The organism is Azospirillum sp. UENF 112521 (assembly GCF_058780665.1).
Genome location: NZ_JBSNCI010000002.1, coordinates 1,616,500 through 1,629,901 on the forward strand (window position 1 = coordinate 1,616,500; position 13,402 = coordinate 1,629,901).

Here is a 13,402-nt window from a genome sequence, read left to right on the forward strand (position 1 = left end):
GCCCACATCCCCGTTACCCTGCCGGAAACACCATCGCCCGCTCGGCGGCCATCGCGGCGGACAATTCCTCGCCGGCCCGCACGTCGACATGGCCGGGCAGGCGCGCATGGATCTCCGATCCGGCCAGATCCAGGCACACCCGCGTCGCCGGCCCGAGGAAGCTGGAATGGCGCACCCGCACCGGAACGGCGTCGGGCCGGGTGCCCGGTGGAAGCAGTTCCAGATCCTCGACCCGGCAGGCGACCTCGACCTTCGTTCCACCGGGCAGGCCGGGGGCCATGATCCGGCCGAGCGGTGTGACGATCTGCCCGTCGCGCACCGTCGCTTCGAAACGGTTCACTTCGCCGAACAGGCGGGCGACGAAGCTGTTGGCCGGGCGCTGATAGAGGGTCACCGGCGTGTCGGCCTGGACGATGCGCCCGGCCTCCATCACCACGACGCGGTTGCCCATCTCCATCGCCTCTTCCGGGTCGTGGGTGACGACGACGGTGGCGATGCCGCTGGCGCGGATGATCCGCACCACCTCCTCCCGCACCGACCGGCGAAGCTGCTCGTCCAGTGCGGAGAACGGCTCGTCCAGCAGCAGGACCTTGGGGTCGCGCGCCATGGCGCGGGCCAGCGCGACCCGCTGCTGCTGGCCGCCCGACAGGGTGTGCGGGTAGGCGTCGGCATAGCGGGTCAGCGCCATGGTCTCCAGCAACTCGTCCACCCGGCGGCGCCGTTCGGCGCGCGGCCGGTCGGTCTGGCCGAAGGCGATGTTGCCCGCCACCGTCAGGTGCGGGAACAGCGCGAAGTCCTGGAACATCATGCCGACCGGCCGCTTTTCCGGCGGCAGCGACCGGCCCGCGGTGGCGAGCACCTGCCCGTCCACCGCGATCTCGCCCTTCTGAACCGCCTCGAGCCCACTGATCAGGCGCAGCAAGGTCGACTTGCCGCAACCGGACGGGCCGACGATGCACACCACCTCGCGCGGGGCGACCGACAGCGAGACGCCGTCGACCGCCGTCACGCCGCTGTCGGCGCGACCGTAACGGTGGGTGATGCCGGAGAGGACGACCGAGGGGGACAGGGCGGACGGGGAAAGGGCTTCTGTCATCTTACTTCCAGCCGGCACGGTCCATGATGCGCAGCGCCTGCGGCGTGTGGGCGGCGAAGGAGGCGGCGTTCACCTCAGCCGCCTTGAAGCTGCCGAGTTTCACCAGTTCCGGATGCGGCTGAACCGCCGGGTTGACCGGATATTCCATGTTGCCGTCGGCGAACTGGCGCTGGGCCTCCGGGCTCAGCAGATATTCCAGCAGCTTGCGGGCGTTCTCCTGGTTCTTGGAGGTCTTCACCACGCCGGCGCCGCTGAGGTTCACATGGGTGCCGCGGTTGCCCTGGTTGGGGAAGATCACGCCGATCTTGGACGCGACCTCACGGTCCTCCTGCTTGGCCGAGGTGATCATCTTGCCGACATAATAGGTGTTGGCGATGGCGAGATCGCCTTCGCCGACCGCGACCGCCTTGATCTGGTCGGTGTCGCCGCCCTGCGGCGGGCGGGCGAGGTTGGCGACGAGGCCCTTCACCCACTCCTCCGTCTTCTCCTCGCCCAGCGCTTCGATCATCGAGGCGGTCAGGGCCAGGCTGTAGGGATGGGTGCCGCTGCGGGTCAGCACGCGGTGCTTCCATTCCGGCTTGGCGAGATCCTCGTAGTCCTTGATCTGCTCCGGCTTCACCCGGTCACGGGCATAGACGACGATGCGGGCGCGGCTGGACAGGCCCCACCAGGCGCCGTTCGGGTCGCGCAGGTTGGCCGGGACCTTGATCGCATCGAGCTGAGGCGAGGTGACGGAGCCGAGCAGCCCTTCCTTGGCGGCAGCGGCCAGACGGCCGGCATCGACGGTGATGAACAGATCGGCCGGGCTGCTGGCGCCTTCCGACTTCATGCGCTGGATCAGTTCGTCGTGGTTGCCTTCAATAATGTTGACCTTGATGCCGGTCGACTTGGTGAAGGTTTCATAGATCGCGCGGTCGGTATTGTAATGTCGGGAATTGTAGACATTGACTTCCTGCGCTTGCACGGAAAAGGCGGTCAAGGCACCGACGGCAAAAGCGACCCCAGCGATCTTATCGATGAACATCCATCACTCCCGGACTGCGAATGGCTCTCAATTTCATGAGAATGGATATCAGTTGCAGGCTTCGCTGTCGAGACGGGATTTATCCTGGGGACGGGCAATCGCATGGCGCGATGCCGGCCCCCCCATCACTGAGGGCCGCTATCAAATCAATTGTAGCGATGATCGATGGCGAGGCCCGGACGGCCTGGCGACCGCAATGAAGGGGTTGGATCGGGCGATTGAGGCGGCGGCGTCCAAATTTCAGGAGCAGGCCGGCGGACAATCGCCTTTGGGTAGCCGGGACTGGGCGGATACCAGCGCCTGCCCAATCAACGGGGACGCTTCCCATCGACACCATGTAATGCCGCCCTACAGGCGGACGCAGGTCATCGCGACACTTTGTGTGGAGCGTGACCGTATCAGATCGCGCTCCACAACTTTACCAGTGCTGGTCGTAGCCCTCTTCCCATCGGGAAAAAGGGAACATCGGGATCAATCGTCCGCGTACGGATTCTTGCCCTTGCGCAGCAGCAGGCGCACCGGCACACCGGGCATGTCGAAGCTCTCGCGCAGATGCGTCGTCAGGTAACGCTGGTAGCTTTCCGGCAGGTCCAGCGGCTTGTTGACGAAGAGTGCGAAGGTCGGCGGACGCGTCTTCACCTGGGTGACGTAACGGATCTTCACCCGGCGGCCTTCCACCAGGGGCGGCGGATGGTGGTCCAGAACGCCCTCGATCCAGCGGTTCAGCTGGGCGGTCGGAATGCGGCGGTTCCAGACCGTATAGGTCTCCAGCACACCGTCCAGCAGCGTGTCGAGCTTGTGGCCCTTCAGCGCCGAGATGGTGACGACCTTCACGCCCTTGATGTAGCCGAGCGCTGCCTCAAGCTTGTCCTCGACCTGACGCAGCGCCATGGCGCGGTCCTCGACCGCATCCCACTTGTTGACGGCGATCACCAGGGCGCGGCCCTCGGAGATCACCAGCCGGGCGATGGTCAGGTCCTGCTTGTCGAGGATGGCGGCGGCATCGACGACCAGCACCACGACATTCGCCATGCGGATGACGCGCAGGCTGTCGGCGACCGCCAGCTTTTCCACCTTCTCGTCGACGCGGGCGCGGCGGCGCATGCCGGCGGTATCGACCAGCTTGAAGCGCCGGTCGCGCCACTCCCAGTCGACGGCGATGGCGTCGCGGGTCATGCCGGCTTCGGGACCGGTCAGCACGCGTTCCTCGCCGAGCAGGCTGTTCAGAAGCGTCGACTTGCCGACGTTCGGACGGCCGACGATGGCGATCTGGATCGGCTTGCTGCGATCCTCCTCCGGCTCGGGCTGGTCGCCGATGGGGATGGAGGGGTCGAAGCCGTCATCGGCATCCTCGGCCTCGTCGGACTCCTCCGGCGGAGCGTAGGGCAGCAGGGCCTCGACCAGATCGGCCATGCCCTCGCCATGCTCGGCGGACAGCGGGATCGGATCGCCCAGGCCGAGTTCGTAGGATTCGAACATGCCGGGCTGGCTGGCCTTGCCCTCGGTCTTGTTGGCGACCAGCAGCACCGGGGTCTTGCCCCGGCGCAGCAGCTTGGCGAAATGGCGGTCCAGCGGGGTGATGCCGGCGCGGGCGTCGATGATGAACAGCGCGACATCGGCACGGGCCAGGGCCTGCTCGGTCTGGCGGCGCATACGCGCCTCCAGGCTGTCGTCGGTCACATCCTCCAGACCGGCGGTATCGACCACCGTGAAGGACAAGCCGCCGACATGGGCCGGGGCCGAGCGCCAGTCACGGGTGACGCCCGGCGTATCGTCCACCAGGGCCAGCTTCTTGCCGGCCAGACGGTTGAAGAGGGTCGATTTGCCGACATTCGGCCGACCGACGAGGACCACGGTGAACGACATGGGGCCAAAGGCCTTTCACAACAGACGGAGGAAATCCGCGATCAGCGGAACGCGACGAGCGTTCCGTTGTCGCACAGCACATAGAGAGTGTTGTTGGCAACGACCGGAGACAAGTAGGAACCGGTGGGCAGCGAACGGGTCACCTCGACCTTGCCGTCGGACGGCGACAGGCCGAGCAGCTGGCCGTTGGAACCGGCGACCCACAGGCGGCCGCCCGCCATCACCGGGCCGGACCAGACGATCGGACCGGACCTGTCCTCCGGATCCTTGAAGCGGGCGAGCGGCGCCACCCAACGGACCTTGCCGTTCTGGCGGGCCACAGCGACAACTTCCTGGTCGTTGGTGACGGTGAACAGGTAATCGCCGGCCAGCCAGGGGGTTCGGACGCCGCCGATCTCCGTTTCCCAGATGCGGGCGCCGATGCGCTCGTCGATGGCGACCATGCGGCCGGAATGGCCGATGGCATAGACGGCGCCGCGGTCGACCACTGGCAGGCCGCGGATGTCGGCCAGATTGCTCAGCGCACCGGTGCGGCGGATGTTGGCGAGGCTGTCCTGCCAGGCGACACGGCCGTTTTCCGGACGCAGGCCGAACAGCTCGCCCGAGGAATAGGGGGAGACGACCAGTGTGCCGGTCGCGGCCGGGCTGGCGGCGCCGAGCAGGCCGGCGGTCTCCAGGATGCCCTGCTGCGACCACTGCACCGCACCATCATCGGTGGACAGCGCGATGGTTTGGTTGTCCAGCGTGATGACAAGTACACGGCCGCCAGCAACCGTCGGCGCACCGCGGACCGGGCCGGCGATGCGCTTGCGCCACAGCACCTTGCCGCTGCCGGCGTCGAAGGCCAGCACCTCGGCGAAGCCGGTGGCGGCGTAGACGCGGCCGTCGGCATAGGCGACGCCGCCGCCGGTGGCACCGCCGCGCTCGTTCTCCGGACGGGTGTCGAAGCGCCACAGCGACTGGCCGCTGCGCTCGTTCAGCGCGGTGACGTGCGAATCGGCATCCATCGCGAAGATGCGGCCGTCGGCGATCACCGGCGTGCCGAGCAGAGCGCGCGAGCTGCTGGACCCGGCGCCGATATCGGCGCGCCAGGCGTCGGACGGGCTGGCCGACAAGGCGAGATTGCCCAGCACATGGTCCGATGTGCCGCCCGGCTGCGCCCAGGCCGCATTGGCGACCGGCGGCGGCACGGTGACGGCGGTGGCGGCGAGCTGAGCGTCCGGTTCCACCTTCCGCTCGCGCTGGAGCACGGCGACCCGCTTGCCCGGCAGGGGAGGATCGGGCGTTTTGCCCATCCAGCTGTCGATGGTATCGCAGCCGGCGAGCAGGACGGTCAGCAGCGATGCCGAGAGCAGCGCGGCGCGGCGGATCGAACCGGCCATCGCGGTCTTCTCGGTCTTGGTCTTCTCGGTCTTGGTCTTCATGGCGCGGGTCAGCCCTTGCCGTAGAGGGAGGCGAGATCGGCGGCGCGGCCGCGCACGCCCGACGGGGCCTGCTGGTCATCCGCCAGTTGCTTGTAGAGCGTGCGCGCCTTCTCGGTGTCGCCGGCACGGGCGGCCAGCATCGCCGTCAGCTCGCGCGCCGAGAAGCGCCAGGGGCTGGTGTCGGCGGTCAGCGGCTGCAGCTTCGCGGTCAGCTGCGCCGGGTCGCCGCTGTCGGCACGCTGCATCACCCCCATCAGGGTGGCGAGGTCGCGGTACTGGGCAGGCACGGAGGCGTTGCCGGCGATGCCGTCATAGACGGTCGCGGCATCGGCGCCCTTGCCCTGACGGATCATCAGCGCCGCGGCGTTGAACTGGGCGATGGCGGCGAGGCTGGGATCGGCGGAACCGGCGAACGCGGCAAGCGCGTCGATACCCTTCTCCGGCCCCTGGCCGCTCTGCGAGATGGCGGTGACGAGGGCGGCGGTCTGCTCCTGCTTCTTCTGTGCCTGCCAATGGCGCCAGAAGCTGTAGCCGCCGGTGCCGGCGACGACCAGGACGGCCGCGGCGATCATGGCGCCGCCATACTTTTTGAACAGGTGCTCCGCGCGGTCCCGGCGCAGATCCTCGTCGACTTCGCGGAAAATATCGCTCATGGCGCTGCGGTGGCGTCCTTGCGGTGGCGGCTTCGCGCACGGCCCGGATGGCGGCGCGGGTCAGGCGGAACCCTGCCGGACGGCAAGCCGGACGGACGATTCCACGAGATCAAGAGGGGCGGATAGCATCGGGCAACCCGCCCGGTCAAGAGGCAGGCTGTCTCGCGGGCCGGGGATGAGGTCGCAGGCAAAAGAAAATGGGCCGCGAAGGCGATGCCCCGCAGCCCAGTCCCACGATCCGGACGTGCCCCGGACCGGTCGATTCCCATTGGAACGCTTCGGTGCGGCCTACGCCGACCTGATCTTGACGGCTTACGCCGACATGGCGGCGGCGGCGATGACGGCCTGGGTGCGGTTCTTGACGCCCAGCGACTTGAAGATGGCGGTGACGTGGATCTTCACCGTGCCTTCCGACAGGCCCAGCTCATAGGCGATCTGCTTGTTCGACTTGCCGAGGCGCAGGCATTCCAGCACTTCGCGCTGGCGCTGGGTCAGGCCGTAGCCGGCGTTGCGGTCGGACATGTCGACGGTCCGGCGGCGCGGGGCGGCGTCCATGCTGGCGGTCAAGGCGCCAGGCGGCAGGTAGATGCCGCCCGAGAACACGAGGTTCAGGGCACCCATCATGACCTTCACGCTGCTCGACTTCGGGATGTAGCCGGTCGCGCCATGGTCGAGCGCGCCGCGGATGTCGCCCAGCGCTTCCGACGCGGAGATCACAACCACCGGCACACCCGGCTGCAGAGCCTGGATCTCGCGCAGGCCGTCGAAGCCCGGCCAGTTCGGCATATGCAGATCCATCAGGATGATGTCGAAGGTGCCGCTGGTGCGGCACTGCTGCAGAACCTCGTCGAAGGTGCCGGCTTCCACGAAGCTGGCATCGCCCTGCAGTTGTTCCAACAGACGCCGCAGGCCTTCGCGGAACAGCAGATGGTCGTCCCCGATCAGAATCTTCATGGTCCCCGTCATCCTCGCTCGCCGGCCCTTGCCGGTGCCGTCCGCTTTGCGGACGACCGCCCGTCAGGGCTTGTTGTCAATCTCGGCCCGGTGCGCCCCCGCGGCACCCGGGTAACCGATTTCATTCCGCCTGCACGGCTTGGTGGCCGATTTTTGCTGCATCCCCTTCGGGCATCGGCCGGAAGGCTGTCTGCCGTTGTGGGGCTGTTCTTCTCTGTGTTGAGTATCTGATACCACGATCGGAAGGGGCGCTGTATCCCGACAAGGGCCATAGGTCATTCGAAGCCGCCACCTTCCTTCGAGGCACCGTTCGTCATGCGACCCACAAGAAACGGCTCTGCCTAAGGTCATAGAGTCTATTGCGTCTGCGAATAGAGTTATCGCGCACATCCATTGGATTCATTCGATCCGGACGGGTTCATTCAAACAGAGACCCGCTCTCTCCATTATCGACGGGAATTTATCTGGAACCTTGCCATCTTTGCGGCGTTCGTGTGGCAGGGATGCGGCTAATCCCAATTCGAGCACGCAATAGAGGAGGAAAAAGCGGTTGCGAAACCGAAAGGATAGTCCTGAAGGATGCCTGTACCAACGCGCATTCCCGTGTGACCCGGCCAGCACACATCATTCCATAGGTGTTACCGTTTCGAAACCTGAGACGACCAACAAGGAGACGGGAAGCGATCTTGGCTGATCATCCATCGCCTGATTTACGAAGAGCACCAATCATTTCTAAATCACGCGGTGCGAACAGGACTTCCCGAACCCCGACAAGGAGGGAGTGTGCAGTCCGCACGCAAATACTTTCATCCCTGCAATATTCCCCAACGACGTGACCCAATCCATGACGTGCCTGGGCCAACCGGCCGGTTCCTCATCAACCCTTAGACGCAGGCGGCAATGCCCTGAGCCGGGCCGGCCGTGGATGCCTCCTCCAGACAGAGCTGACCCATGCACACACACCATGAGTACGCCCATGAGAAAGCATCTCACCAGACCCGCAACGCGGTGACTCCCATGCATGTCTGCCTGATCCTCGACAACAACGCGCTGACCGAGAACGTGGTCCAGCAGCTCGACCGGGGCGGCCGCCATCGCGTCACGGTCCTGCACGACATCGGGGAGCTGACCCAGAGCGCACTGACGCCGGATGCGATCCTGATCGGGTTGCAGCAGTTCACGGCGCTGCGCGAGAATGAACCGATGGTCTATCTGCGGCTGTCGCGCCGCTCACGGATCGTCGTCGTGCTGTCTTCCCGCGAGCTGCTGGACGCCGCCCATATCCTGGCCTTCGCCGACGCCTGGGTGTTCGAGGATCTCAACGTCGACCGCATCAACGAATTGCTGGACCTCGGGCTGGAAGGCCATTGCCTGATGCCCAAGCAGTTCCTGTCGCGCCTGGGCGTGGACGAGATCCGGCTGACGCTACTGCCGCGCCTGTCCGATCCGGAATTCGAGACTCTGCGCCTGCTGGGCGAGGGCATGAACAACCGGACCATCGCCAACGCGCTGGACCTTTCGGAAGCGGTCATCAAGTCGATGGTGCGCAGCGTGCTGTCCAAGCTGCATTTCCGCAACCGCACGGAGGCGGGCGTCTTCGCCGCCCGTCAGCAAGCCGCCCTCGAGCAGGCGCGGACCGGCATGACCCCGCCGCACGTCCACGCCGCCGTCCGCCGGGCCGGGGCCTGACTGCCCCCGAAACTGAGATCGGAACCGCGCCGGTGCCGTCAGGGATCCGCGCGGTCCGTCACCGCTCCCCGGGCGCGACCCATCCGGACAGCCGGCATCAGGCCGTCAGGCGGCGCCCGGCCATCGCCCCTTCGAAGCGGTCGAAGCGGGCATCGAAGGCCTGCCGGTCGATCTCCGACAGCCGGAAGCGGATGCGCACCACCCCCTCCTCACGGTTGAAAGCCTCGAAGGGCAAGGCCACGCCCAGGCTGTCGAATAGTAGGGTGCCGCGTGTGCCGACCGCATCGGCCTCGGCAAGCGCAGCACCATGGCGGGAGATGTCCAGCAGCCTGACGGTCAAACGGCCCTCCGGCGCCTCCACGGTGCAGGGCGCCTCGACGCGGTAGCGCGGCAGGCTGCGGCGATCGACATCGTCGGTCGCCGTGCGCACGGCGCGGACCAGCACATGCATCAGCTCGTCGATGCTGTGGGTCACCTCCGACGCGCCGGCGCGCAGCACGTCGGCCCGCTCCTCCGTCACCTTGGCCTCGCGCGACACCTCGTCGATGCGGGTCGACACATCGGTTGCGGCACCGGCGGTCTGGGCGACGTTGCGCGAAATCTCCTGAGTGGCGGACGCCTGCTGCTCCACCGCGGCGGCGACCGTGCCGGAAATGGCGTCGATCTCGCCGATGGTGCGGCTGATGTCGCGCACCTCCTCAACGCTGCGGGCAGTGACCGACTGGATCTCGGCGATCAGGCGCGAGATCTCCTCGGTCGACCGAGAGGTCTGGTTGGCGAGATTCTTTACCTCTCCCGCCACGACGGCGAAGCCCTTGCCCGCCTCCCCTGCCCGCGCCGCCTCGATGGTGGCGTTCAGCGCCAGCAGGTTGGTCTGGGCGGCGATGCCCTGGATCAGTTCGGCCACATCACCGATGCGGCCGACGGCCGAAGACAGCGACTCGATGGTGGCCTCGGTCCGGTCGCTGGCGGCGACGGCGGCGCGGGTGACCCCGGCCGCATGGCCGACCTGGGTGCCGATCTCCTCGATGGAGGCGGAAAGCTGCTCGGCGGCCGACGACACCGCCTGGGCGTTGCTGAGCGCCTGGGCCGCGGCGGCGGCGACGTTCTGGGCGTTGGCGCCGACCAGCCCGGCCGACTTCGCCATGGCGCCGGCATTGTGGTCCATCTCCTGGGTGCGGGCGGCGACCCGCTCCACCGCATGGCGGCTTTCCGACTCCACCGTATCGGCCATCGACTGCAGGGCCCTGCGCTTCTGTGCCTCCCCTTCGACGCGCTGGCGCTCCTGTTCGGCGCGCAGGCGCTCGGCCTCGGCCATGCCGTCACGGAAGACCAGGACCGAGCGCGACATGGCACCGATCTCGTCCAGCCGGTCGGCGCCCGCCACCGTGGCGGTCAGGTCGCCCGACGACAGGGCGGTCATCACATGGCTGAGCTGGCCCAGCGGACGCAGCAGTCGGCGCGACACCAGATAGCCCGGAACAGCCAGCACGACGGCGCACATCACCACAAGCATGGTGGCGAAGCGCATGCTGTCGTCAAAGGTCTTGAAAACCTCCGCCTTCTTGATGCCGACATAGAGGATGCCGACCGGGTTGCCGGACGCATCCTTGATCGGATCATAGGCGGCATAGTAGGGCTCGCCCAGGATCTCGACCATGCCGCGGAAAGGGGTCCCCCGGCGCAGCACCGAATCGTAGGCCGGCCCCTGCGCCAGCGTCGTGCCGACGGCACGGCTGCCATCGGCGGCGGTGACGTTGGTGGCAATCCGGCGGTCGCCCAGGAACAGCGTGGCGGTGCCGCCGGTGATGCGCTTGATTTTGTCGACCACCAGATTGTTGTCGTTCATCACGACACCGTCCAGCAGCAGCTTCCCGTCCGCGACGGAGAATCGGCCGCCGCGCTCCTGCAACGACGACCAGGCGATGTCCATGCTGAGACGCTGCATCTCGATCGCCTGCCGTTCCAGATCGCGGACGATCACCTGTCCGATGGCGAACAGGATCGCAGTGCTGAGGACCAGCATGCCGACAAGATTCAACACGGTGACTTTCGTGGAAATCGAAAGCCGGCCGACGAAGGAGCGCATGACGTTCATCATTACCAACCACCGGATGATCATGTTGCAAATGCTGGTTCACAGTCACGTGCAGCATGTCATCCGGAATTGGATTGGCGTCATATGATTTAAATCAAATGCAGCACTTCGCCTGTCACGATTATGTCATATATCTGCGAGCCGCCGCCGTTCGGTTCTTTCTAACCCACATGCTTTGCAAAAATGACTTAACCGGTTTCAGAACAGCCGGGCTCCGTCCGGCACCGCGTGATCCGGGCCGACCAGAACCACTGCACCCTCGGCATCGGGCAGGCCGAGGCACAGCACTTCGCTGGTGAAGGGGCCGATGCGTTTGGGCGGAAAGTTCACCACGGCCAGCACCTGCCGGCCGACCAGGGCATTGGCTTGATAGTGGCTGGTGATCTGGGCCGAACTGCGCTTGGTGCCGATCTCGCCGCCGAAATCGATGGTCAGCTTGTAGGCCGGCTTGCGCGCCTCAGGAAAGGCTTCGACGGCGCGGACGGTGCCGACGCGGATGTCGACCTTGGCGAAATCGTCGTAGCTGATGGTCATGACGGGTCCGATGCGGTTCTGGCAATCCGCGCCAGGGTAGCGCGCCAGGGCCGGCATCGGAATGGGCAAGCGCACGCGGCCTCCATCAAACCAAAGCGGAGGCCGACCGAGACTTACGCCGCGAACGAAAAAGGGGCCGCCGATGGCGACCCCTCTTCGTGGAAATCCGGCTGACCGGAAAGGATCAGGCCTTCGCCTTGGCGATGGCGGCCTTGACCTCGTCCAGGCTGTCCGAGACGCGCTTGGTCAGGATCTCAGCGGCTTCGGTGTTCGACTTGGCGATCATCTCGCTCAGCTCGCGAATGTTCGACAGAGACTTCTCGAAAGCGGCCTTCACCAGATCGGCCTGCTTGGCGGCCTTCTCTTCCGGGGTACCGGCAGCCGTCAGCTCGCCGACGGCGCGGTTCACGTCCTCGGCGACGGTGCGCAGAACCTCGGCCTGACGGCGGACGATGGCCTGGAAGCCTTCGAAGGCGAGCTGGTTGGCGGCGGTAACCGCCTCGATGTTGCGACGCTGGCTGGCGATGATGGACTCGACGTCCACACCCGGAACCTTCAGGTCGCCCATCAGCTTGGACGGATCGAATTCGAGGAAGGGGTTACCGCTGATCTTGGCCATGTTTCTCATCCCAGCATCGGTGTTTGCTGCCCGCATCTGAATACGGGCATGTTGCGTCGCAACATTACAGAAGCAGACTATGCAGAGTGCCGAAAAGTTAGTCAATCCGCTTTTTTGCGCCGCAGCATAACCTTGGCGGGAAAAACTCCCCGCCTCGGATCGCCGCACCGTTGCTAAATGCCTGATGCCATAGACTCTGTTCCCGCTTGCTTGCCGAGCGGCCCGGGCCGCTTGGTCCAGCGGCAGAAGGTCGCGCCCCAGCGTTCCGCCCCGCGCAGGGCGTTGTCCAGCGCCGCCATGGTGCGCGAGAGGTCGGCGGTGTCGTCGTCGAGAAACACCCGCATGACGCGGGCATGGACGGTGCCGAGGCCGGCCACGAGTGCCGCCCCGCCACGCCGGTCGGGATCGATCCCCGCCGCACGCAGCATCCAGGCCATGGAGCGGCCGAAGGTGCAGGTGAAGGCAAGTGCCGCCGCCGGATCGGCCGGCAGGTCGCGCACGACGGACCGCAAACCCTCACGGTACGGACGAAGCGCGTCGAAGCGGCGCATCATCACGTCGAACAAGCGGTCGCGGGCCGATTCGGTCGGATCGACGGGAGTGTCGCCGGCCAGAACGGTGGCGTCGGCGACGCGCGATACCGCCGCCAGCACGTCGGAGCGCCCACGATAGCGATGATGGAATCGGGACAGCGGGATGCCGGCGGTATGCGCGACCTCCAGCAGGCCGACGCGCCGCCAGCCCTTCTCGGCCGCCAGCCCCATCGCCGCCGCCGCAACAGAGCGGTCGAGCGCATCGGAGTCCGCCAGATCGACTGTTGGATCGGAGCGGAAGCTGTTGTCTTCAGGCTTGTCGGACGACATGTCGGACATGGCACCACCTCCAGGCGACAGGGATTGCCTTATAAGGTGGTGCGTGGACGGGCGAACGTCACCCGTCCAACCGTTCAATCATGCCTTGCGGACAGCTTCCACCCGGCCACCGGTCATGCTGACCAGATCGGCGGGGGTCAGGCGGAAAACTGCATTGGGCGTACCGGCTGCTGCCCAGATGATTTCCAGCCGCAGCAGGTCGTCATCGATCATCACCAGCGGCGGCACGGCATGGCCGATGGGCGGAACGCCGCCGATGGCGAAGCCGGTCGAACTCGCGGACGAACTCCGGATCGGCACGCTCGATCTTCTCGCCGATCAGCCGGCCGACCGCCTTCTCGTCCACCCGGTTGGCGCCGCTGGCGACGATCAGAACCGGGCGACCGGTCTCCTTCGTGCGGAAGATCAGCGATTTGGCGATCTGCGCCACCGTGCAGCCGACGGCGTTGGCGGCATCCTCCGACGTGCGGGTGCTGCCTTCATGCTCGACCACGCGATGGCCGAGGCCGATGCTGTCGAGCAGGGCCTGGACGCGGGCGGCGGACGGGCTGAGCGCCGTCATGGCCGCGCCTC

General features: G+C 66.5%; 13 protein-coding genes. 1 reads left to right on the top strand and 12 read right to left on the bottom strand.

What is annotated here, in order from left to right; translation table 11 throughout:
• Positions 1-13 precede the first annotated feature (13 nt).
• The 6 genes from ACWPN8_RS09935 to ACWPN8_RS09960 form a co-directional block, all read right to left on the bottom strand.
• Positions 14-1,096, bottom strand: a complete 1,083-nt coding sequence (locus ACWPN8_RS09935) for an ABC transporter ATP-binding protein (RefSeq protein WP_492240665.1) — start codon at positions 1,094-1,096, stop codon at positions 14-16.
• A 1-nt stretch (position 1,097) separates the two neighbouring features.
• Complete coding sequence (locus ACWPN8_RS09940) at positions 1,098-2,120, bottom strand: Fe(3+) ABC transporter substrate-binding protein (RefSeq protein WP_492240666.1); 1,023 nt, start codon at positions 2,118-2,120, stop codon at positions 1,098-1,100.
• A gap of 471 nt (positions 2,121-2,591) precedes the next feature.
• Positions 2,592-3,986: a ribosome biogenesis GTPase Der gene (gene der, locus ACWPN8_RS09945; RefSeq protein WP_109096799.1), complete on the bottom strand. Its 1,395-nt coding sequence runs from the start codon at positions 3,984-3,986 to the stop codon at positions 2,592-2,594.
• 41 nt (positions 3,987-4,027) lie between these two features.
• Positions 4,028-5,410 carry an outer membrane protein assembly factor BamB family protein gene (locus ACWPN8_RS09950; protein ID WP_492240667.1) on the bottom strand — a complete coding sequence of 461 codons (1,383 nt, stop codon included), beginning with the start codon at positions 5,408-5,410 and terminating at the stop codon, positions 4,028-4,030.
• An 8-nt stretch (positions 5,411-5,418) separates the two neighbouring features.
• Positions 5,419-6,063, bottom strand: a complete 645-nt coding sequence (locus ACWPN8_RS09955; RefSeq protein ID WP_492240668.1) for a tetratricopeptide repeat protein — start codon at positions 6,061-6,063, stop codon at positions 5,419-5,421.
• Between the two features lie 312 nt (positions 6,064-6,375).
• A complete protein-coding gene (locus ACWPN8_RS09960; protein WP_109096802.1) occupies positions 6,376-7,017 on the bottom strand; it encodes a response regulator transcription factor in 642 nt (213 codons plus the stop codon).
• A 951-nt stretch (positions 7,018-7,968) separates the two neighbouring features.
• Between ACWPN8_RS09960 and ACWPN8_RS09965 the strand changes: the two genes are divergently transcribed.
• On the top strand, positions 7,969-8,706 hold the full coding sequence (locus ACWPN8_RS09965; protein WP_247872880.1) for a response regulator transcription factor: 738 nt from the start codon (positions 7,969-7,971) through the stop codon (positions 8,704-8,706).
• A gap of 97 nt (positions 8,707-8,803) precedes the next feature.
• Here ACWPN8_RS09965 and ACWPN8_RS09970 read toward each other — a convergent pair whose 3' ends face one another.
• The 6 genes from ACWPN8_RS09970 to ACWPN8_RS09995 form a co-directional block, all read right to left on the bottom strand.
• Positions 8,804-10,750: a methyl-accepting chemotaxis protein gene (locus ACWPN8_RS09970; protein ID WP_492240669.1), complete on the bottom strand. Its 1,947-nt coding sequence runs from the start codon at positions 10,748-10,750 to the stop codon at positions 8,804-8,806.
• Positions 10,751-11,002: 252 nt separating this feature from the next.
• Complete coding sequence (locus ACWPN8_RS09975) at positions 11,003-11,338, bottom strand: tRNA-binding protein (RefSeq protein WP_109452528.1); 336 nt, start codon at positions 11,336-11,338, stop codon at positions 11,003-11,005.
• A gap of 184 nt (positions 11,339-11,522) precedes the next feature.
• Positions 11,523-11,957 carry a phasin family protein gene (locus ACWPN8_RS09980; RefSeq protein WP_109096805.1) on the bottom strand — a complete coding sequence of 145 codons (435 nt, stop codon included), beginning with the start codon at positions 11,955-11,957 and terminating at the stop codon, positions 11,523-11,525.
• Positions 11,958-12,130: 173 nt separating this feature from the next.
• A complete protein-coding gene (locus ACWPN8_RS09985; RefSeq protein WP_109096806.1) occupies positions 12,131-12,829 on the bottom strand; it encodes a TetR family transcriptional regulator in 699 nt (232 codons plus the stop codon).
• Positions 12,830-12,907: 78 nt separating this feature from the next.
• On the bottom strand, positions 12,908-13,042 hold the full coding sequence (locus tag ACWPN8_RS09990; RefSeq protein ID WP_492240670.1) for a hypothetical protein: 135 nt from the start codon (positions 13,040-13,042) through the stop codon (positions 12,908-12,910).
• Positions 13,032-13,391, bottom strand: a complete 360-nt coding sequence (locus ACWPN8_RS09995; protein WP_492240671.1) for a YbaK/EbsC family protein — start codon at positions 13,389-13,391, stop codon at positions 13,032-13,034. The genes ACWPN8_RS09990 and ACWPN8_RS09995 overlap by 11 nt, the downstream gene beginning before the upstream one ends.
• Between the last annotated feature and the right edge of the window lie 11 nt (positions 13,392-13,402).